Below are 20,496 nucleotides of genomic sequence, written 5' to 3' on the forward strand. Positions count from 1 at the left end.
AGAATGAAGCATGACACTTGAAAAGCTTACAATCGTGCCTCCGGGGCATGCCCTCTCGGGCGTCGTCGCACCTCCGGGATCCAAGTCGATCACCAACCGGGCGCTTCTGCTTGCTGGCCTCGCAAGGGGCACCAGCCGGCTGACCGGCGCGCTCAAGAGCGATGACACCCGCTACATGGCCGATGCCCTGCGCGCCATGGGCGTGGACATTGAAGAGCCCGATGCCACCAGCTTCGTGGTCACCGGCACCGGCACGCTCGAACCACCCGCCGGGCCGCTGTTTCTGGGCAATGCAGGCACCGCAACGCGGTTTCTGACCGCCGCGGTGGCTCTCGGCAATGGCTGCTTTGTCGTCGACGGCGATGAACACATGCGCAAGCGGCCGATCACACCGCTGGTCGACGCGCTCAGGGCATTGGGTGTCGATGTGTCGGCCCCCACCGGATGTCCCCCGGTCACTGTGAAGGGGACGGGTGGATTTGCCTCCCACCACGTGATCATCGATGCCGGCCTGTCGAGCCAGTATGTCTCCGCGCTGCTGATGGCCGCGCCCTGCTCGGGCAAACAGTTCACTGTCGAGCTCGCCGGCGATGACATCGGCGCGCGCGGCTACATCGACCTGACGCTGGCGGCGATGCGCGCCTTTGGAGCCGAAGTCGAGCAGGTTACGCCATCGGTCTGGCGCGTTGAGCCGACCGGATATCGCGCCGCCGATTTCCACGTCGAGCCCGATGCGTCCGCCGCAACCTATCTCTGGGGCGCACAAGCGCTCACCGGCGGCAGCATCGACATCGGCACGGCCGCGTCCGATTTCACCCAGCCCGACGCCAGGGCCTTCGAGGTGATCTCGGCCTTTCCACACATGCCCGCCGTCATCGACGGCTCGCAGATGCAGGACGCCATACCCACCATCGCCGTGCTGGCCGCCTACAACACCACGCCGGTGCGCTTTACCGGCATTTCAAACCTGCGCGTCAAGGAGTGCGACCGGGTGCGCGCGCTATCGCTCGGCCTCAACGCTATCCGCGAAGGCCTTGCGCGGGAGGAGGGCGATGACCTGATCGTCAACTCCGACCCCATGCTCGCCGGCCAGACCCTGCCGGCTGAGATCGACACTTTCGCCGATCACCGCATCGCCATGAGTTTCGCGCTGGCCGGCCTGAAGACCTCGGGTATCACCATTCTCGATCCCAAATGCGTCGGCAAGACCTATCCCGGCTACTGGGACGCGCTGACGTCGCTGGGTGTGACCTATAAGCAGGAGATCCCAAAATGAAATGGCTCCTTTCCTTCGTCTCCGCGGTGCTGTTCTCGCTGATGCTGACTGGCGGGGTATGGGCGAGGGAAGAGATCCGCAACTACCAGGTCGACATCGATGTGCGCACCGACGCGTCGATCGAGGTCACCGAGACCATCACCGTCAATGCTGAAGGCAACGACATCCGCCGCGGCATCTACCGCGACATCCCGCTGCGCGCGCTCGATGACTGGGGCCTGTGGTCGAGCAATGGCTTCGACCTCGTCGAGGTACTGCACAATGGCCGCCCGTCACCCTACCATACCGAGTGGCAGGGCCGTTTCTTCCGCATCCTGATCGGCGATGCCGATGTGTTCATCCCGCGCGGAGAGCACACTTACACGATCCGCTATGTCACCACCCGGCAGTTGCGCTTCTTCGACGGATATGACGAACTCTACTGGAACGTCACCGGCAATTTCTGGAGCTTCCCGATCCTCAAGGCGGAAGCCCGCGTTTCCCTGCCCGATGGCGCCCGCGCGATCCCGGATCAGGTGACCGCCTACACCGGCCCGTTTGGCGCGACCGCTGGCAACTATACCGGCTCGGTTCTTGGTGACGGCTCCGAAGTCCGCTTCGCCGTGACGCGGCCGCTTGGCCCCGAGGAAGGCATGACCATCGCCGTCGGCTTCACCGAGGGAATTGTCACGCCGGATTCGGGCGGAGGCTTTTCTGGCCTTGCCGACAACGTCGGGATCTTCCTCTTGATCCTCGGCTGGCTCGGTGTCCCCGCCTATTTCCTCTACGCCTGGAACAGGGTCGGCCGCGATCCGCCGTCACCGCCTGTCATTCCGCTGTTCCATCCGCCTGAAAAACTTTCGCCGGCAGCGCTGTCCTATGCCCATTTCAACGGCTTCCGTTCCGGCAAGAAAGGCATCGATCTGCCTTTCATCGCAGCGCTGCTGTCGCTCGGGGTAAAGCGCTTCCTTGAGATCGATGAGGATTCGCGGGGAACAGTGACGCTGCAGCGTGGCGATGCGGCTGGTTCGCCTGGTTCGCCGGTGCTGCCGAGAGGAGAAGAGGCACTCTACTCGACACTGCTCGCCAATCGCGAGGAGATCATCCTCGACAAGCACAACGGTCCGGTCCTGAAGAGTGCCTTAACGAAGCTCCGGATGGCGATTTCCCGCGAATATGCGGGACGCTATTACAACGCCAATATCGGCTGGTTCATCCCCGGCGTCCTTCTTGCCGTTACTTCGTTCATCATTGGCCTGATTCTCCAGGATCCGCCGGAAGAAGGCATTCTCTACCTGATCCCCGTGCTGATGACCTCGCTGTTTGGCGGCGCCCTTTGGATTGCCGGTCGAAGCCTGTTCGCTCAAGGCGGCGCCGGCAACCGGATCTTCGGCGCCACCCTCTTTCTCGTGGGCGCGGCTGTTTTCATGATCGGCGTGCTTGTTGTCCTGGTGCCCGGTGACATGCCCGTCTACCAGCTGGCCGGAGTTCTTCTGATCGTCGGCAGCGTGACGATGATCTTGATGGTCTGGTTGCTTGGAGCACCGACCGCGGTTGGCGCCAAGGTGCTGACCGACATCAAGGGCTTCAAGCTCTATCTCGAGACCGCCGAAACCAACCGGCTCAACATGCGCGACGCGCCGGTCATGTCGGAAGAGCTGTTCGAGCGCTTCCTGCCCTATGCGGCGGGACTTGGTGTGGAAAAGCCCTGGTCGGAAGCCTGGGCCGCGCATCTGGCCCGCATCGCGCCGGAGCGCGAGCGTGAGTACCGGCCGGGCTGGTACCACGGCAGTTCCTGGTCGCCCGGCAACATCGGTGCCGCCGCTGCATCCTCCGTGGCCGCCGTTTCCGCGGCCATGGCCGCCTCCATGCCGCAACCCAAGAGCTCATCGGGGTCCTCCGGCGGCGGCTCGTCGGGCGGCGGCGGCGGTGGTGGCGGCGGCGGCGGCTGGTAAGCCGGCCAGCAGCAGCGTGCCGTACTCAGGCACCGAAGAACTGTTGAGTGAGGGTTGTCTTCCGGTGCAGCCGTTCTCGCTCGTGGCTGCGATCTGCCGCGTGGCTGGCGCGCCATTGGAATTGGATCACTTCCCGGGCCTGACAATTATGTGAAGACATCTCTCCGATCCGTATGGGTGGAGCTGCGTAAACCGTCTTGTCGTCAGATGAGGCGCCACGAACAGAGACCACATCCAAACCCGGAGATCCGTTATGAAGAAGACCATTCTTGCCGCCGCCATGGCGCTTACCCTTTCCGCACCTGCAGCCAACGCCGCCAACATCGTTGAAACCGCACAGGGCGCCGGCGTATTTGGCACGCTTCTGGCCGCCGCACAGGCCGCAGGCCTTGCCGACGCCCTTGCCACCGGTGACAACCTGACCGTCTTCGCCCCCACCGACGAGGCTTTTGCCAAGCTTCCGGCCGGCACGGTCGAAAACCTGCTCAAGCCTGAAAACAAGGATCAGCTCGTCGCCGTGTTGAGCTACCACGTGCTGCCGCGCGAACTTGTTTCCAACCAGCTTCCCGCTGGCCCGATCCACGTCCGCACCATAAAGTCGGGCGGAGATCGCACTCTGGCGGTTGCCAAGTCCGGCGCCACCGTGACCGTGGACAACGCGACCGTCGTTCAGGCCGACATCAAGGCCGACAATGGCGTCATCCACGTCATCGACACGGTGATGCTGCCGTCGAGCTGATCCGCGGCCGCAGGCCACGCAAATAGCAATCGATGGATGACATTTCGGGCGGGGCTTGCTAAGTCCCGCCCGAAATCTGTTTTCAGGACATCCCATGCCCGATCTGCTTATTGAACTCCGCTCCGAGGAAATTCCCGCTCGCATGCAGCGCAAGGCTGCGGGCGATCTGCGCAAATCCGTGACTGACGCGCTGGTCGATGCGGGCCTGACCTATGAGGCGGCGCGCGAATACTGGACGCCACGGCGGCTGACACTCGACATTCGCGGCCTGACGCCACGCTCGAAGGACGTGCACGAGGAGATCAAGGGACCCTCGACCAAGGCGCCGGAGCAGGCACTCGCCGGCTTCATGCGCAAGGCGGGTCTTTCCGACATTTCCGAAGCCCATGTGCACACGGATCCGAAGAAGGGCGATTTCTACGTCGCCCATATTTCAAAGCCGGGACGTGATGCCGAGGAGATCATTGCCGATGTGATGCCCGACATCATCCGCGGTTTCTCCTGGCCGAAATCGATGCGCTGGGGCCCCGCCTCGGCAAAGCCTGGCTCGCTCAGATGGGTGCGACCGCTGCAGTCGATCATCTGCACCTTTGGTCCGGAGACGGAAGAGCCCACCGTCATCGGTTTCAAGATTGATGACCTGGTCGCCGGCAACACCACCTCGGGTCACCGCTTCCATGCGCCCGACAGCTTCACCGTGCGCCGCTTCGATGACTATTCCGAAAAGCTCGAGCGTGCCAGGGTCGTGCTCGATGCCGAGCGCCGCAAGGAGATTATTGCCTCCGACGCCCGCAATCTCGCCTTCGCCTCCGGCCTCGAACTGGTCGAGGACGAGGGGCTGCTCGATGAAGTTTCCGGCCTGGTCGAATGGCCGGTCGTGCTGATGGGCGAGTTCGAGGAGGATTTCCTCCAGATCCCCGACGACATCATCCGGCTGACCATCAAGACCAACCAGAAATGCTTCGTGCTGCGCAAACCCGGCAACGGGCTGTCGAACAGGTTCATTCTGGTCTCCAACATCGAGGCCAGCGACGGCGGCAAGGAAATCGCGCTCGGCAATGCCAAGGTGGTGCGCGCCCGTCTTTCCGACGCGCTCTATTTCTGGACCACCGACCAGGCGGCTCTCCCTGACCGCGACAAGCTTACTGCGTCGGCCGAAAAATTCGGGCTCGATCTCGCCAAGCCCCTCGACCAGCGCATGGCGCGCCTGGACCAGCTCAACGTCACCTTCCACGCCAAGCTCGGCACGCAGGGCGAGCGCGTGGCGCGCATTGCCAAACTGGCCGCCGAACTCGCCCCTGTGGTCGGCGCCGATCCAGCGCTCGCCACCCGCGCGGCGCTGCTCGCCAAGGCTGATCTCACCACCGAAGTCGTCGGCGAATTCCCCGAGTTGCAGGGCGTCATGGGCCGCATCTATGCCGGCCTGCAGGGCGAGGATCCGAGCGTCGCACTGGCCGCCGAAGACCACTACAAGCCGCAAGGCCCGTCCGACCAGGTGCCAACCGACCCGGTCTCGATTGCCGTCGCGCTCGCCGACAAGCTCGACACGCTGGTTGGTTTCTGGGCGATCGACGAGAAGCCGACTGGCTCGAAAGACCCCTATGCGCTGCGTAGGGCTGCGCTGGGTGTGATCCGGATTCTGGTCGAGAATACGGTGCGGGTCGGACTGCTCGATCAGTACACGGCAGGCGTTCAGGCACTGGCTTCACAGAACAAGACAGATCTCTCCGTAAAGGATCTGAATGAAGACCTCCTCTCCTTCTTCCACGACCGCCTCAAGGTCTATCTCCGCGACCAGGGCGCGCGCCACGATCTGATCGACGCGGTGATCACGCCGGCCTCCGACGACCTCTTGGACATCACCCGCCGGGTCGCCGCCCTTGGCGCCTTCCTCGACACCGAGGACGGCAAGAACCTGCTTTCCGGAACCAAGCGCGCCGCCAACATTCTGGCAGCCGAAGAGAAGAAGGGGACCGCAATCTCCGAGAGTGTCGAGCCTTCGCTGTTCGAGCTCGATGAGGAGAAAAACCTCTTCACGGCGGTGACTCAATCTGTCAGTCTGGCGACCCAAGCCATTGGGAATGAAGACTATTCCGCAGCCATGAGCGCACTTGCCACGTTGCGTGAACCTGTTGATTCATTTTTTGAAGCAGTGTTGGTAAACGCGGAAGTTGAAAATGTCCGGGCCAATCGCCTTGCGCTACTCGCCATGATCCGTCACGCCACCGGCGCGGTCGCCGATTTCTCCAAGATCGCTGGCTGATATCTGGTGCCTCGGCGTACAATACCCAAAGCCGGCAACCCCTGGAGGCGGGCGCCGGCTGGGTGCCCGTCGCGAGGGCCTTGGTAAGGCTTGCGGGGCAGGGACGGGGTTTGTGAGCCCGTCCTTTAAGGTCGGTCTCAGTTGAGACGCAGCTCGTATTTCGACGGATCGAAGCTGGCTTGAGCGTTATCTGTCAGAGCCGATGTCATCGTCTCTTCGTCAACGCCGGGAGCTGTGTTGGCAATCACCGGTTCGAACAGCTTCGGCGCGCCTGCGGCATCCGCGGTCAGCGGGGCCTCCCCGGTGTCAGCCGCATCGTCTTCCACAGCAGCCGTCTGGTTGCTTTCGGGCTCGACAACGCCCAGCGCGATCAGGTCGGCCTGGCTCGCCTTGCGCACCATCGTCACCGGCGACCCGCCGAGCAGGTTCTCCGTCCGGTAGATCATCATCTCGCCGTCGACTTCGTGCACTTCGACGATCTGCTCGCCCGGCGCCAGCTTGATCTGGGCCTCCTGTTCGGCTTTCGCGGCCGCTTCACGGGCGCAGGACGGGCATCCGACCTCGACAATGCTGCTCTTGGTGCTGGCGGTCGGGGTGTAGGGCTCGATCGAGGAAGCGTTGGCCGTGCCTGCGCCAATGCACACCGCTGCGGCAATGATAAGTCTCTGCATCGTGTCTACTCCCGTCCTGGAGCGCCGCACATTCATCTTGAATGCGCGAAGGTCGCTCCAACATCTAGAATGCCCGGATCATCCGGTTCTGGTGAGTGCACTCTAGCAAGGGGCCGTTACGATCCGGTTTTTGGAAGCGGTAAACGGAACGTTAATTTTTTGCCTCGCGCTCGACCGCCCGCCAGCCGATATCTCGGCGGCAAAAACCGCCCGGCCAGTCGATCGCGTCTACTGCTTCATAGGCCTTTGCCTGCGCCGCCGTGACATCCGCGCCCTGCGCGGTGACATTGAGCACCCGGCCGCCATTGGCCACCAGCTGCTCGCCCTCAAGCTTCGTGCCGGCATGAAACACTTTCGCGCCATTTGCTTCAGCGGCCGTCAGCCCGGAAATGGCCGTGCCTTTCTTGGGTGTGCCGGGATAGCCTTCAGCCGCCATCACCACCGTCAGCGCCGCATCATCCTTCCAGCGCGCCGAGACATGGGCCAGCTCGCCTTCCGCCGCGGCCTTGAGCAGCACCAGGATATCGTCCTTGAGCCGCATCATCAGCACCTGGCACTCGGGATCGCCGAAGCGCACATTGTACTCGATCAGTTTCGGTCCGCTCTCGTCGATCATCAGCCCGGCGTAGAGCACCCCGGTAAACGGCGCGCCGATCGCCGCCATGCCGCGCATGGTCGGCTCGATGATCTCGCGCATGGTCTGTCCGACCAGCGCGGGCGTCATCACCGGCGCCGGCGAATAGGCGCCCATGCCGCCGGTGTTGGGGCCGGTGTCGCCGTCGCCCACCCGCTTGTGATCCTGCGCCGTGCCGAAGGGCAGGGCGGTCTTGCCGTCGCACAGGCAGAAGAAGCTCGCCTCCTCGCCAAGAAGGAATTCCTCGACCACCACCTCGGCGCCGGCCTCGCCGAAGGCGCCCTCGAAGCAATCGTCGATCGCCGCCAGGGCCTCGTCCAGCGTCATGGCCACGGTCACGCCCTTGCCTGCGGCCAACCCGTCGGCCTTGATGACGATCGGGGCTCCTTTTGCCCGCGCATAGGCCTTGGCCTTGGGCGCGTTGTTGAAGCGCTGGTAGGCTCCGGTCGGGATGTTTTCCCGCGCGCACAGATCCTTGGTAAAGCCTTTCGAGCCTTCCAGCTGTGCGGCCTCCGCCGACGGTCCGAACACCGAGATGTCCGCCGCGTTCAGCGCATCCGCCAGTCCCGCCACCAGCGGCGCCTCCGGGCCGACAACCACCAGGTCGATGGCCTCCTCCCTGCAAAAGCTGACGACGGCGTCGTGATCGGTAACATCGAGATCGCTGAGCGTTGCGTGCTCGGCAATGCCCGGATTGCCGGGCGCTACGTAAAGCGTCGAAAGCATCGGAGACTGGGCGATCTTCCAGGCCAGCGCATGTTCGCGACCACCCGAACCGATCAGCAGCACATTCATCATCTGAAACTCCATCGGCCGGCTCTGTCCAGACCGCCATGTTTGAATTCGCCTTGGGTTAGGAAATCGACGGCATCTGGTCAAGCGAACATGCTCTCTTGGAGCTCTCCCTTGTCATTTGCTGGTATATCTGGGGGTGCCGGATTCAGGTTTCCGCAATGGTTGGCGATCTATGCTGCTTCATGTATCGGGCCCGTTGGCTTTCGTCAGTCGGGATCAAATGACGGAGCGAATTCCATGTTGCAGATGCTGTATGTCAGCGGTGCGTCACGACCATTGTCCACAGACGAGATCGAGAAGATTCTTGCGGTCTCGCGGCGCAACAATTTGCGCGACGGCGTTACGGGAATGCTGCTGTGGGCCGATGGCGTTTTCATCCAGATCCTGGAAGGCGAGGCCAAGACAGTTCGCTCTGTCTTCCAGCGGATTGAGGCGGATGACCGGCATAAGAATGTCATGGTTGTGCTTGAGCAGGCCGCCGGGAAGAGATTGTTCACCCAGTGGAGCATGGGCTTCAAGCGGCTTGATGAAGAGATGGCCGCCGACCGCAAGATCTTCCAGATATCCAGGGCAGCACTCAAGGACCGGATCGGCAACGACGATGGCGGGCTGTTCCTCGAAACCGTACTTGCCTTCAGCCGGGATTTCGTGAGTGAACTCGATCAATCGCTGAAAACCGGACTGAACTGACACCTCCCGACTTTCCGGCCATCGTGTTGTCTTGACCTGCCATCTGAGCGGTGGCAACAGTCGAGGCATGTCCAACCGACCACACACGCCCTCAGACATGAATTCCCGCGTTGCCGACGCGCCGTCGGGCAACTGGGTGTACCGGGTCCTGCCGCGCGCCTTGTGGCCGCATGCCCAGCTTGCCCGCTGGGACAGGCCGATCGGCTGGCAATTGCTGATGTGGCCCTGTTTCTGGTCCGCAGCCCTTGCCGCCAATGTTGCGAGTTCCGCGACCAACATCGATACGGTCTGGTCGCCGCAACTTCTGCTCTGGCACCTTTTCCTGTTCATGGCCGGGGCGATTGCCATGCGCGGCGCCGGCTGCACCTGGAATGATCTCGTCGATTACAAGATCGACGCAAAGGTGGCACGCACCCGGTCGAGGCCGCTTCCGTCGGGCCGGATCACGCGGTTCGCAGCCACGGTGTTTCTCGTCGTCCAGGCGCTTGTCGGGCTTCTGGTGCTGGTCCAGTTCAACGGGTTCTCGATCCTGCTGGGCATTGCCTCGCTTGGCGTGGTCGCCATCTATCCCTTTGCCAAGCGGTTCACCGATTGGCCGCAGTTCTTTCTCGGTCTTGCCTTTTCCTGGGGCGCGCTGATGGGATGGGCCGCGGTGTTTGCCGAACTGGCGCTGCCGCCGCTGCTGCTCTACATCGGAGCGATTGCCTGGACCATCGGCTACGACACCATCTACGCCCACCAGGACAAGGAGGATGACGCCCTTGTCGGCGTGCGCTCCACCGCGCGATTGTTCGCGGAAAACACCAAGATCTGGCTTGTGCTGTTCTACGGCCTGTTTGCCGGCATGGCGCTGGCGGCTTTCTGGCTCACCGGCGTGGCGTGGCCTGCCTATGCCGGGCTCGCCATTGCCGTTGTGCTGCTTGGCTGGCAGATCAGGGTGATCGATATCGACGACGCCGATCAGTGCCTCGCGCTGTTCAAGGCCAACAGCCGTGTCGGCCTGATTGTTTTTGCCGGACTGATCGCAGCCTTGTTCGCATGAGAGAAAGCCCGGCCGCCCGTGTGGGGCAGGCGACCGGGCTGGTATCAGCTCTGTGGGGGGCTGATGGGTAGTGTTAACGGCGCGCGATGATCTCGCGGCCTTCGATCCTCATCCGGATCCCCAGCTTGCCGGTCGACCGGCGGACCAGGAACCGCGGACGGCGCTCGGCAATCTGGCTGTGGCGGCGGCGGCGCGTCGGTGTGCCTGCGGCCGGCTGTGCCGAGCCGTCATCCAGCGCACGGGCGACGCCGTCGGCTTCCACCATCAGCATCGGCAGGCCGTAAAGCTCCGACCAGGCGCGCCAGTCGGCGGCGATGTCATCGAGATTGTGAGCCACCAGCAGCGGCACGCACAGGGCCGTGTCGGTATGGTGCAGCTCCAGCGTAACCGTCACGGTGCCGTCGCCATGGTCGATCGCGCGTGCCGCCACACCCTTGAAGGCGCGCGCCGGCAGGGCGATGGACAAGGGCAGGCCTGATTTCGACAGCCGTTTCCTGACGACAGCGCCACGGCTGTCAAGCGTCACGGTGACTTCGTCCCGCTCGTCGCGTGCGGCATAGGAAACCCGCTGTGGGAAGTCGCCTGGATTGAGCCGCAATTCGAACCCGGCCCATACGGGCTTCAATACGGTATTGGTCATGTCAGTCGCCTCTGTAACTCTTGAGAGCCGGTTATCCGGTCTTCTCATCCGGGGCTTTTCGCCCTCTCACACGAAGCAAAATGACCCACAGGCCGTTCCAGTCGGCTTAAGGTTTTGGGTTAAGAAAACCTATGTTCTGGAAATGGTTAGCGAAAGACCACCGTCCCATTTCCGATTTGGAAAGGTTACCGGGAGGCAAGCACCTTGCCCGGATTCATGATCCCGTTCGGATCGAAAGCGTGCTTGATGCGGTGCATCAGCGCCATTTCCACCGGCGAACGGATCGCCGCCAGTTCATCCCGTTTGAGCTGGCCGATTCCATGTTCGGCGGAGATCGACCCGTTCAATTTTAGAACAATCGCATGAACGATCTCGTTCATTTCTTTCCAGCGGGCAAGAAAGGTGTGGGTATCCGCACCCAGCGGCTGCGATATGTTGTAGTGGATGTTGCCGTCGCCCATATGGCCGAACGCAACGATCCGCGCGTCGGGCATGGCCTTCATCACCGCTGCATCCGCCAGGGCGAGGAACTCCGGCACCTGCGCCACCGGTACCGACACGTCATGCTTGATGGATCCGCCTTCGGGCTTCTGCGCCCAGGACATGGATTCCCTGAGCTTCCAGAAGTCCTTGCGCTGACCTTCGGTCTCCGCCGCCGCGGCATCACGGATGTATCCTTTTTCGTCAGCGGCAATGAACAGCCCCTCGAGCATCTCGCGGGCAGCCTCCTGGGACTGGCCCGAACTGATGTCGATTAGCACGTACCACGGATGCGGCTCGGCCAACGGATCACGCACACCTTCTATATGCCGCGTAGTGAATTCGACGCCGATGCGCGGCATCAATTCGAAGCCGGTCAGCGACGGGCCGCAATAATCCTGTGCCATCCGGAAAAGCTTCAGGGCCGTCTCCGGGCTGTCGACGCCGGCATAGATCGTCTCGTGTCCGGCCGGCGCCGGAAACAGTTTCAGGACAGCTGCGGTAATGATCCCGAGCGTGCCCTCCGCTCCGATGAAGAGATCGCGCAGATCGTAACCGGTGTTGTCCTTCTTGAGTGCGCGCAAGCCATGCCAGATCGCGCCGTCCGGCAGCACGGCTTCGATGCCGAGACAAAGCTGGCGCATGTTGCCATAGGCCAGCACTGCCGTGCCTCCGGCGTTGGAGGAAAGATTGCCGCCGATCTGGCAGGAACCCTCCGATCCAAGCGAGAGCGGAAACAAGAGCCCTGCCTCGCTGGCCGCCTGCTGCGCACGTTCGAGCACCACCCCGGCCTCGGCGATCATGGTTTGGCCGACGGTATCAATTGAACGGATCTTGTTGAGGCGCGTGAGCGACAGGACGATCTCGCCCTTGCCCGGCAATGGCGATTGCCCGCCCACCAGCCCGGTGTTGCCGCCCTGTGGCACCACGGCCGTGTTTGTCTCGTTGGCAAGCCGCAGGATCGCCGCGACTTCTTCGGTGTTCGCCGGGCGCAGCACCAGCGGGCTTTCGCCCTTGTAGAGGCCGCGCTGCTCGATCAGATGCGGAGCAATGTCGGATTGTGCGGTGAGGGCGTTCTGAACGCCGGTAATGGCGGCAAAACGATCAATAAGTGCGGGATCGGTCAAAGGTACAGGCATGACCAAGCATTTATCTTTGCACGTCCGGCAAGTCGAGAGCCGCTGTGTCGTTTTGCCCGGTTTCAGAACCCCGTTCTGCCGCGCGGGAACCTTCGTGCATAAAGGCCCCGCCCAAGCCTTCTTGTGTGAGATCGTTCAAAAGCAAAATATCTGATTCAACCATCCTTAGCGTCTTTGCATCATAGTCGCGCGAAACAACGGATTTTCAGTATGCGCTCCTTTTTCAAGAACACTTCCGGCAACTTCGGAATACTCGCAGCCCTCATGATGGTGCCGGTTATCGGTGCGGCGGGGCTGGCGCTGGACTATTCCAACGCTCTGACCGTCAAGACCCGGATCCAGGGTGCGGCAGATGCCGCTGCCTTGGCGGCGGTCGCGGAAAGCTCGATTGGTGTCAAGCAGGCCATGGCCATGTCCGGTGACGGCGAAGTCCCCTTCGCCGCTGATGAAGCGATCAAATTCTTCAAGGCGCAGAACGAGGGCGACACCGATTTCAAGCTCGATGAGGTATCCGCGAAGATCATCAAGAAGAACGGCCGGCTCTACTCGATCGTTGACTACAAGGTCACCGTGCCGACAACCTTGTCGAAGGTGATGGGCCAGAACCTGATCCAGGTCGCAGGCCAGGCCGTTGTCGAATACCAGACCGAGATTTATCGCGACTTTTTCCTGCTGCTCGACAATACCCCGTCCATGGGCGTGGGTGCAACGCCTTCCGATGTCGATACGATGGTGGCAAACACCTCGGACAAGTGCGCATTTGCCTGCCACATCGTCAAGAATGGCAAGGAAGACAAGAAAAGCTATTACAATCTCGCAAAGACGTTGGGTGTCACAACCCGCATCAATGTGGTGGCGCAGGCAACGGCTGCGCTGATGGATACGGCCACCGAGTCGCGCAAGAGTGCCAATCAGTACCGCATGGCGGTCTACACATTTGGCGAGAAGGCCGAAGACACCAAGCTTCTGGAAGTGGTCCAGTCGACCACCGATCTGAAAAACGCCAAGAAAGAGGCTGGCAAGATCGAACTCATGTCCATCCCCTACCAGGGCTATGACAACGATCAGCAGACGGATTTCGACCGTGCCTTCACGCAGATTGCCGACAAGATGGGAACGGCGGGGTCCGGTCTGACGGCCAATTCTCCCGAGAAGATCCTGTTCTTTGTCTCCGATGGCGTGGGCGACAGCTACAAGCCCACCGACTGCACGAAGAAGCTGACGGGAGGCCGTTGTCAGGAGCCGATTGATGTCAAGTATTGCAAGGGTTTGAAGGACAAGGGCTACAAGATTGCCGTCCTGTACACGACCTATCTGCCGCTGCCGACCAATGGCTGGTACAACAGCTGGATCAAGCCGTTCCAGAGCCAGATTCCGCAGAAAATGAAAGACTGTGCCTCTCCAGGCCTGTTCTTCGAGGTGAGCCCGTCGGAAGGCATCAGTGACGCGATGACAACCCTGTTCAAGAAGATCGTCAACACGCCCTTGCTGACCGGCTGATCGGGATCGCGGCTTGGTGGACCAGGACTAGTCCCTGGGAGCCGCAGCCCGGCGCAGTCGATCATTGATGGCCTCGCCAAGTCCATGTCCGGGGACCGGCGCCACGGCGATGCCGCGTGCACCTGCGGCATCGGCCTTCTTGAGCAGGTCGAACAGGTTCGCCGCAGCCTCCCGCAGATCTCCGGATGGCGAAAGGTCCAGCACCACCTTTGCCTCGACCTCGCCGTTCAGGGCAACCCCGCCAAACCGGATGATCGCCTCGCCGGGCCAGACCTCGGTGGCATTGAGCCTCAGCTGTGTATCGGGGGCATAATGCGAGGCCAGCATGCCCGGTGCCACGACAGGACCGTCTTCCGGCTGGAGTCCGGGCCGTTCGACCACTGAGCCCGCAGCCTCTTCAATCAGGTCCACCGGAATGCCGCCGGGCCGGAGCAGCCGGAGCCTCGTTCCGTCGATCGACAGGATTGTCGATTCCAGACCTACCGGGCAACGACCGCCGTCAAGGATCAGGTCGATCCTGTCGCCCAGATCTTCAGCCACGTGCTGTGCCGTTGTTGGACTGATCCGTCCTGAGCGGTTGGCGCTTGGTGCCGCGAGAGGACGGCCGAACCGTGCAATCAGCTCGCGGGCCGGCCCCTGGGGCATGCGCACGGCTGCTGTGGCCAGACCGGCAGTGGCGAGCGGGTGGATGCGGCTTTCAGCACTCAGCGGCAGCACGAGCGTCAGCGGCCCTGGCCAGAAGGCCGCAGCAAGCCGCTCGGCGACCGGTGAGAAGACGACATGCGCCCTGGCCATCTCGAGATCTGCCACATGGGAGATCAGCGGGTTGAAGCGCGGGCGCCCCTTGGCCTCGTAGATCGCTGTGATTGCTTCAGGGTTGGTTGCGTCAGCGGCCAAGCCGTAGACGGTTTCGGTAGGGATCGCCACGGGTTCGCCGCGCCGCAACACCTCAATGGCCGCATCAAGCGTGCCGGGATCTGAAATCGGGAGAACGCGCACCATGACCAATCCAATTAACCAGCGCCCCTCTATCAGGCAGTCCGTTGGTGCGCAATCAAGCGGCTTTACATATCGGTTTTCTAATAAACTGCAGGAAAGATCAAATTGCAGGGATCTGTTTAGTCCGGAGATAAGCTTTTTACTGCACAAGGGATCATATGCATTTTTTGCGATGAGTGAGCGTTATGGACAAACAGATTTCAGCCGCATCTTCCATTGGACTTCGCGTTGCCACCGCGATGTACCAGATGGGTATCGATGGATTGCCGCGCAATTATGAGCTTGTCTATGAAGCCTATTCCGGCGCGAACCCGGAACTGACGAAGGAATTCGTCGGCATTGGCAAGAACAAGACCCAGCGCGCGCTCGATGAACTGGGCCGTAAGTATCTGCCGCATCACCATGAAGAAACCCAGGTCGCCAAGACTAATGACCGGATGCGCTCGCAGATGACCACGTTCAGGTCGCTCCTGGAAGAAGAGAAATCCTCGCTCAGCGATTATGGCAAGATCATCAGTGAAGCCTCGCGGACCTTCGCGAAAGAGGGAGATCTCGACAAGGAAACCCTCAATCGGTCGATCCAGCAGCTCAGCGAGGCGACCGAACGCCAGGCCTCCAGGAGTGAGGCGATGGTGGCGGAGGCTTCGGAGCAGGCTGCCCAGCTCGACGGTGTAAAGGCTGATATCGAGAATTTCGAGCGTATGAAGTTCATCGATTCCTTGACTGGCCTTGCCAATCGCCGCTCCTTCAACAAGGCGGCGGCGCGGATCTTTGCAAACCCGGAACTGCCCATGATGTGCGGTCTCGCCTATGTCGAAATCGACGATTTCAAGCGGATCTGCGAAGCGGACAGCAAGGGCACCGGAGATTTCGCCGTCCGGCAGGTGGGACAGCTTTTCCAGAAGGCCATGCAGTCGGGTGACCTGGTCGCCCGCCTTGACGGTAACCGCTTTGCCTTTCTCATCAATTCCTCCGACGAGCAGGAAATCATGCGGGCGGTCGAGCGGCTTCGCGGGGCGGCCACGTCCAAGCCGCTGGTGCACCCCAAGACCGGCCGCGCCATCGGAAACCCCACTTTGTCGATCGGCATCGTCATGTCGATACTTGCAGAGGGCGCCGGTGAACTCATGGCGGATGCTGAAAAGGCGATGGCCGCGTCCTCCAGGGAGGGCGGCGACCGGGTCACGTTTTACTCGGACACCGAGCATGCGGCCACGACATCCGGCTGGATGATCTACAGGCCCTGATAAAAGCCGCTTTGCCGCCTCTCAATGCCGCCAGGCCTGATCGGGAGATCACGACCGGCGGCAATGCTGCGTCCGCACCTGTGTCATTTCACGTGTTTGAAACTCCTCGAATCCACGCTAAGTTCCACGTCTCAAATTGACGTTTACGTAAAAACAACTTAGCCATGAGCGTGGGCAGGATCCCGCCCTGACGGTCTGGCGGGGAGTAACGAGGAGATCACATGTATCGTGCGCCGGTAGACGAAATCGCTCACACCCTCAAATCGGTCGCGGGGTTGCGCAAGGCTTTGGAAACGGAGCGGTTCGGAGATCTGGGCGAAGACCTGGTGGATGCGATTCTTGCCGAGGCCGGGCGTTTCTCCTCCGACGAGATCGCCCCTCTCAACGAGATCGGCGACAAGCATGGCGCCGTGCTCAAGGACGGCGCGGTCACCACGCCTCCCGGCTGGAAGGATCTCTACAAGAACTGGATCGACGGCGGCTGGAACGGTCTGACCGGGCCTGAGGAATTCGGCGGGCAGGGGCTTCCTATGCTCCTGTCGGTGGCGGCGCTGGAGATGTGGAATTCCGGCTCGCTTGCCTTCGGCATAGGCCCGACACTGACCATGGGTGCGGTCGAGGCGCTGGAAAAGCATGCCTCCGATGAACTCAAGGCCAGGTATCTCGAAAAGCTCGTCACCGGCGAGTGGATGGGGACGATGAACCTGACCGAACCGCAGGCGGGCTCCGACCTCAACGCGCTGAAAGCCCGCGCCGAGCCCAATGGCGACGGAACCTACCGGATCTACGGACAGAAAATCTACATCACCTATGGCGAGCACGATTTCACCGACAACATCGTCCACTTGGTGCTGGCGCGCCTGCCGGATGCGCCGGCTGGAACCCGCGGAATCTCGCTGTTCCTGGTGCCAAAATTCTTTGTCGGCGATGACGGATCGCTCGGCGAGCGCAATGACGTGTTCTGCTCGGGCCTGGAGCACAAGCTCGGCATTCACGCCTCTCCCACCTGCACCATGATCTACGGCGACGGCAAGTTCGGCGACAGCCCGGGCGCCATCGGCTGGCTGATCGGCGAGGAGAACAAGGGCCTGGCCTGCATGTTCACCATGATGAACAATGCCCGCCTGGCCGTCGGCATGCAGGGCGTGGCGATTGCCGAGACCGCCTATCAGAAGGCGCTCGCCTATGCCCGGGAGCGCACCCAGGGTCGCGCACCGGGTCACAAGGGCGAGGGCATGAGCCCGATCATCGAACACCCCGATGTCGCCCGCATGCTGATGACCATGAAGGCGTTGACGCAAGGTGCGCGCGCCATCTGCTATTCCTGCGCCGAGGCGCTGGATATGGCCCGCGTCAGTGAAGGTGAGGAGGCAAAGGCCTGGTCCGAACGCGCCAGCCTGATCACCCCCATCGCCAAGGCCTTCTCGACCGACATCGGCCTTGAGGTCGCCTCGCTTGGCGTCCAGGTCCATGGCGGCATGGGCTTCATCGAGGAGACGGGTGCCGCCCGGCTGCTGCGCGATGCACGGATTGCCCCGATCTACGAAGGCACCAACGGCATCCAGGCAATCGATCTGGTCATGCGCAAGCTGCCCTTGTCCGGCGGTGCGACCGTTGCCGCGTTCATCGCCGATTTCAAGGCTGATGCGGAGGCCGCGCGCGCTTCCAACGCACCGGCGCTTGAAGGTGTGGCAGAAAAGCTCGACCAGGCCATCGCCAATCTCGAATCGGTCACCGCCTACATGCAGTCGGCTCTTTCGGAAGGCCGGCAGACCGACGCGCTGACCGGGGCAACGCCCTATCTCAGGCTCTTCGGTCTGACCGCGACGACCGCCATGCTGGTGCGTGGCGCGCTTGCTGATACCGACGCTCCGGAAGCGCAGGGCCGGGCGGCGCTCGCCCGGTTTGCCGCCGCCAGCCTGGCGCCCGAGACCAACGGCCTTGCAGTCAGCGCCACGGCGGGGGCCACGGCCCTTGAGGACGCTGCCGCAGCACTTGCCTGACCTGACCGCGCGGGCAGGTCCGGCGCCATTTCCAGAGGGACATTCATGACTGATCACATCCTCACCGAGCGCGCCGGCGAGACTGGCGCCATCAATCTCATCCGCTTCAACCGGCCTGAGAAGAAGAACGCCATTACCCGCGCCATGTATTCGGCCATGGCAAGAGCCCTGATCGAAGGCGAGCGCGATGATGTCGTGCGCGTGCACGTGATGCTCGGCACGCCCGGCGTCTTTACTTCCGGCAATGACATGCAGGATTTCATGGCGGTTGCCATGGGCGGCGCCGGCGGTACCGAAGTGTTCGATTTCCTCGGCAGCCTGGCCAACACCGCCAAGCCGGTGATCTCTGGCGTCGACGGGCTGGCGATCGGCATCGGCACCACGGTCCACATGCACTGCGACATGACCTTCGCCACGCCGGAGTCCCGCTTTCACACGCCGTTCACCGATCTGGCGCTGGTTCCCGAAGCGGCTTCGAGCCTGCTTGCGCCTGCTGCAATGGGACACCAGAAGGCCTTTGCGCTGCTGGCTGCCGGGATCCCGTTTTCCGGCGAGGAGGCCGAGCGCGCGGGCCTCATCTACAAGACCGTGAGTGCTGAAGAGCTCGAACCGGCGGTGTTTGCCGCAGCCAACCATCTGGCGCAGAAACCGCCGCAGGCGCTGGCCATTTCCCGCCGCCTGGTCAGGCAGGACTCCGCTCCTGTGATCGCCCGGATGCGCGAGGAAGCCGAGCATTTCTCGAGTCAGCTCAAGAGTGCCGAAGCGCTGGCCGCCTTCCAGGCCTTCATGGCACGGAAAAAGTAACCCACTTTCGCCGGATTTCGATCTGGTGCCGTTCGACGCCCTGCGTTAGCGTCGCACAATCGTTAGGAGGGCCTGCTAGTGAAGCAATTGCAGCAGGTTCGGGAACGTAAACATGAAAGGTATACCATGCTCCGATTTTCACCACTTATTGCGGCTTCGGCCATGACCATTGCAGCCTTTACAGGCTCCGCACTCGCGGCCAGCCATGAGGGCGCTCCCGCGCCGGCCACCAACCGCATCGACACCCAGCGCCACGATGCGCCGGAACTGTCGGCCTATGGCGATTACAAGATCGGCGTGCGCACGCTGGAAATGGTCAATCCCGGCCAGATCGATATTCTGGCCATCGACCCGGCCGCGGAAAAGCCGGCCGAATGGCCCCGCTACGACCGGCCGCTGACCGTTGAGGTCTGGTATCCGGCGGACAATGGTGCCGAGGGCTCGAACGAGCTCAAGGCCTATCTGCGCGACGGCAAGACCGAAGTCACGCTCGTCGGCCAGGCCATGCGCGACGCGGCCCCCGTGGCGGGCGCCGAAGCCTTCCCGCTGGTCATCATCTCGCACGGTTATCCGGGCAACCGCTTCCTGCTGTCGCACCTGGCCGAAAACCTCGCCTCCAAGGGCTATGTTGTGGCCTCGATCGACCACACCGATTCGACCTATCGGACCCGCGCCGCCTTCGGCTCGACCCTGGTCAATCGCTCGATCGACCAGAAATTCGTGCTCGACGAACTGGCCCGTCTTTCGGGCGAGGATGGCAATTTCCTCAATGGTCTCGCCAACACCGACAACGCCGCCATCATCGGCTATTCGATGGGCGGCTACGGTGCGATCATCAGCGCCGGCGGCGGCGTCACCCAGACCGCCGTTGACTATGGCTGGGGCGGTCCGCACGGCACGCTCGGCGTTCACCTGAGCGGCAGCGAAACCCACAACGCACTGCCCGATGAGCGCGTCAAGACCATCATCGCCATCGGCCCCTGGGGCAAGGTGCTGAACTTCTGGGACGAGGAAACCCTCAAGGGCATTTCCAAGCCGTCGCTGTTCATCGCCGGCTCCGTCGATGATGTCTCGGGCTACGAGAAGGGCGTCCGCGCCATCTGGCAGGCAGCCACCGGCGTTGACCGCGCGCTGCTGACCTTCGACAACGCCAACCACAATGCCGCAGCGCCGATGCCCGCACCTGCCGAGGCCGACAAGGTTGACGAGGACCTCGGCTTCAACATCGCCGAGCACTACAACGACGCTGTCTGGAACACGGTGCGGATGAACAACATCGCGCAGCATTTCAGCACCGCCTGGCTCGACCAGCACCTCAAGGGCGACGAGGCCAAGGCCGCCTATCTCGACCTGGTCCCCAACTCCAATGACGGCGTCTGGGCCAAGGAAGACGACGGCACCAACAAGCCCGAACACACCCACTGGCACGGTTTCCAGAACCGCACCGCCAAGGGCCTGCGCTACGAAGTGCTGAAAGCCGGCGAATAAGGTTTACGCCTGACGACAATTGAAAGGCGGCGCACCCGGTGCGCCGCCTTTTTCGTTTCAGGTGACGGAGCAAGCCGGATCCTCCGGACGTTTCAGCAGATAGACAATCTCGAACCGGCAACGCGGCTGCCCTCTGTCAATCTCCCCCCTTG

At 62.3% G+C, this 20,496-nt stretch carries 16 protein-coding genes; 11 read left to right on the forward strand and 5 right to left on the reverse strand.

Translation table 11 applies throughout. The features are described 5' to 3' along the window. The first annotated feature begins 10 nt into the window (after positions 1 to 10). From GTW23_RS15465 to glyS, 4 genes are all read left to right on the forward strand, one after another. Entirely contained in the window at positions 11 to 1,276 is a 1,266-nt protein-coding gene (locus tag GTW23_RS15465) for a 3-phosphoshikimate 1-carboxyvinyltransferase (protein WP_252916416.1), read from the forward strand. Continuing rightward, entirely contained in the window at positions 1,273 to 3,210 is a 1,938-nt protein-coding gene (locus GTW23_RS15470) for a DUF2207 domain-containing protein (protein WP_252916417.1), read from the forward strand. The genes GTW23_RS15465 and GTW23_RS15470 overlap by 4 nt, the downstream gene beginning before the upstream one ends. A gap of 253 nt (positions 3,211 to 3,463) precedes the next feature. Further along, entirely contained in the window at positions 3,464 to 3,949 is a 486-nt protein-coding gene (locus GTW23_RS15475; protein ID WP_152009638.1) for a fasciclin domain-containing protein, read from the forward strand. Positions 3,950 to 4,043: 94 nt separating this feature from the next. After that, on the forward strand, positions 4,044 to 6,212 hold the full coding sequence (gene glyS / locus GTW23_RS15480; RefSeq protein ID WP_252916418.1) for a glycine--tRNA ligase subunit beta: 2,169 nt from the start codon (positions 4,044 to 4,046) through the stop codon (positions 6,210 to 6,212). Positions 6,213 to 6,349: 137 nt separating this feature from the next. On the opposite strand, the gene GTW23_RS15485 is transcribed toward glyS, so the two are convergent. Together GTW23_RS15485 and purD are read right to left on the reverse strand one after the other, a co-directional pair. After that, a complete protein-coding gene (locus GTW23_RS15485) occupies positions 6,350 to 6,883 on the reverse strand; it encodes a plant virulence effector HPE1-like domain-containing protein (RefSeq protein WP_252916419.1) in 534 nt (177 codons plus the stop codon). Between the two features lie 151 nt (positions 6,884 to 7,034). Then, on the reverse strand, positions 7,035 to 8,312 hold the full coding sequence (gene purD, locus GTW23_RS15490; protein WP_252916948.1) for a phosphoribosylamine--glycine ligase: 1,278 nt from the start codon (positions 8,310 to 8,312) through the stop codon (positions 7,035 to 7,037). A 237-nt stretch (positions 8,313 to 8,549) separates the two neighbouring features. Here purD and GTW23_RS15495 point away from each other — a divergent pair, with 237 nt between their 5' ends. Then, positions 8,550 to 9,002 (forward strand): BLUF domain-containing protein, encoded by a 453-nt coding sequence (locus GTW23_RS15495; RefSeq protein WP_193217308.1) that lies wholly within the window; start codon positions 8,550 to 8,552, stop codon positions 9,000 to 9,002. 67 nt (positions 9,003 to 9,069) lie between these two features. Further along, positions 9,070 to 10,044, forward strand: coding sequence for a 4-hydroxybenzoate octaprenyltransferase (gene ubiA / locus GTW23_RS15500; RefSeq protein ID WP_152009634.1), 975 nt, complete (start codon positions 9,070 to 9,072; stop codon positions 10,042 to 10,044). A gap of 73 nt (positions 10,045 to 10,117) precedes the next feature. On the opposite strand, the gene GTW23_RS15505 is transcribed toward ubiA, so the two are convergent. Further along, complete coding sequence (locus GTW23_RS15505; RefSeq protein WP_252916420.1) at positions 10,118 to 10,684, reverse strand: DUF6101 family protein; 567 nt, start codon at positions 10,682 to 10,684, stop codon at positions 10,118 to 10,120. Between the two features lie 185 nt (positions 10,685 to 10,869). Then, positions 10,870 to 12,303 (reverse strand): FAD-binding oxidoreductase, encoded by a 1,434-nt coding sequence (locus GTW23_RS15510; protein WP_252916421.1) that lies wholly within the window; start codon positions 12,301 to 12,303, stop codon positions 10,870 to 10,872. A gap of 210 nt (positions 12,304 to 12,513) precedes the next feature. Here GTW23_RS15510 and GTW23_RS15515 point away from each other — a divergent pair, with 210 nt between their 5' ends. Continuing rightward, entirely contained in the window at positions 12,514 to 13,803 is a 1,290-nt protein-coding gene (locus GTW23_RS15515; protein ID WP_152009631.1) for a TadE/TadG family type IV pilus assembly protein, read from the forward strand. A gap of 27 nt (positions 13,804 to 13,830) precedes the next feature. On the opposite strand, the gene GTW23_RS15520 is transcribed toward GTW23_RS15515, so the two are convergent. Continuing rightward, positions 13,831 to 14,805: an L-threonylcarbamoyladenylate synthase gene (locus GTW23_RS15520; protein ID WP_152009630.1), complete on the reverse strand. Its 975-nt coding sequence runs from the start codon at positions 14,803 to 14,805 to the stop codon at positions 13,831 to 13,833. Positions 14,806 to 14,987: 182 nt separating this feature from the next. Between GTW23_RS15520 and GTW23_RS15525 the strand changes: the two genes are divergently transcribed. The 4 genes from GTW23_RS15525 to GTW23_RS15540 all read left to right on the forward strand — a co-directional run bounded on the left by GTW23_RS15525 (position 14,988) and on the right by GTW23_RS15540 (position 20,344). Beyond that, positions 14,988 to 16,049, forward strand: coding sequence for a GGDEF domain-containing protein (locus GTW23_RS15525; protein WP_152009629.1), 1,062 nt, complete (start codon positions 14,988 to 14,990; stop codon positions 16,047 to 16,049). A gap of 221 nt (positions 16,050 to 16,270) precedes the next feature. Then, entirely contained in the window at positions 16,271 to 18,052 is a 1,782-nt protein-coding gene (locus GTW23_RS15530) for an acyl-CoA dehydrogenase family protein (RefSeq protein WP_152009628.1), read from the forward strand. A 45-nt stretch (positions 18,053 to 18,097) separates the two neighbouring features. Continuing rightward, on the forward strand, positions 18,098 to 18,856 hold the full coding sequence (locus GTW23_RS15535) for a crotonase/enoyl-CoA hydratase family protein (protein ID WP_252916422.1): 759 nt from the start codon (positions 18,098 to 18,100) through the stop codon (positions 18,854 to 18,856). A 126-nt stretch (positions 18,857 to 18,982) separates the two neighbouring features. Then, positions 18,983 to 20,344 (forward strand): alpha/beta hydrolase family protein, encoded by a 1,362-nt coding sequence (locus tag GTW23_RS15540; RefSeq protein WP_244615213.1) that lies wholly within the window; start codon positions 18,983 to 18,985, stop codon positions 20,342 to 20,344. Positions 20,345 to 20,496 lie beyond the last annotated feature (152 nt).

The sequence above is a fragment of the Parahoeflea alexandrii genome (assembly GCF_024105735.1).
Taxonomy (GTDB): domain Bacteria; phylum Pseudomonadota; class Alphaproteobacteria; order Rhizobiales; family Rhizobiaceae; genus Hoeflea; species Hoeflea alexandrii.

Excerpts from the sequence above, each read along its gene's own strand:
- GTW23_RS15465 (WP_252916416.1), top strand. The coding sequence starts at position 11 with ATGACACTTGAAAAGCTTACAATCGTGCCTCCGGGGCATGCCCTCTCG.
- GTW23_RS15470 (WP_252916417.1), top strand. The coding sequence starts at position 1,273 with ATGAAATGGCTCCTTTCCTTCGTCTCCGCGGTGCTGTTCTCGCTGATG.
- GTW23_RS15475 (WP_152009638.1), top strand. The coding sequence starts at position 3,464 with ATGAAGAAGACCATTCTTGCCGCCGCCATGGCGCTTACCCTTTCCGCA.
- glyS (WP_252916418.1), top strand. The coding sequence starts at position 4,044 with ATGCCCGATCTGCTTATTGAACTCCGCTCCGAGGAAATTCCCGCTCGC.
- GTW23_RS15485 (WP_252916419.1), bottom strand. The coding sequence starts at position 6,883 with ATGCAGAGACTTATCATTGCCGCAGCGGTGTGCATTGGCGCAGGCACG.
- purD (WP_252916948.1), bottom strand. The coding sequence starts at position 8,312 with ATGAATGTGCTGCTGATCGGTTCGGGTGGTCGCGAACATGCGCTGGCC.
- GTW23_RS15495 (WP_193217308.1), top strand. The coding sequence starts at position 8,550 with ATGTTGCAGATGCTGTATGTCAGCGGTGCGTCACGACCATTGTCCACA.
- ubiA (WP_152009634.1), top strand. The coding sequence starts at position 9,070 with ATGTCCAACCGACCACACACGCCCTCAGACATGAATTCCCGCGTTGCC.
- GTW23_RS15505 (WP_252916420.1), bottom strand. The coding sequence starts at position 10,684 with ATGACCAATACCGTATTGAAGCCCGTATGGGCCGGGTTCGAATTGCGG.
- GTW23_RS15510 (WP_252916421.1), bottom strand. The coding sequence starts at position 12,303 with ATGCCTGTACCTTTGACCGATCCCGCACTTATTGATCGTTTTGCCGCC.
- GTW23_RS15515 (WP_152009631.1), top strand. The coding sequence starts at position 12,514 with ATGCGCTCCTTTTTCAAGAACACTTCCGGCAACTTCGGAATACTCGCA.
- GTW23_RS15520 (WP_152009630.1), bottom strand. The coding sequence starts at position 14,805 with ATGGTGCGCGTTCTCCCGATTTCAGATCCCGGCACGCTTGATGCGGCC.
- GTW23_RS15525 (WP_152009629.1), top strand. The coding sequence starts at position 14,988 with ATGGACAAACAGATTTCAGCCGCATCTTCCATTGGACTTCGCGTTGCC.
- GTW23_RS15530 (WP_152009628.1), top strand. The coding sequence starts at position 16,271 with ATGTATCGTGCGCCGGTAGACGAAATCGCTCACACCCTCAAATCGGTC.
- GTW23_RS15535 (WP_252916422.1), top strand. The coding sequence starts at position 18,098 with ATGACTGATCACATCCTCACCGAGCGCGCCGGCGAGACTGGCGCCATC.
- GTW23_RS15540 (WP_244615213.1), top strand. The coding sequence starts at position 18,983 with ATGCTCCGATTTTCACCACTTATTGCGGCTTCGGCCATGACCATTGCA.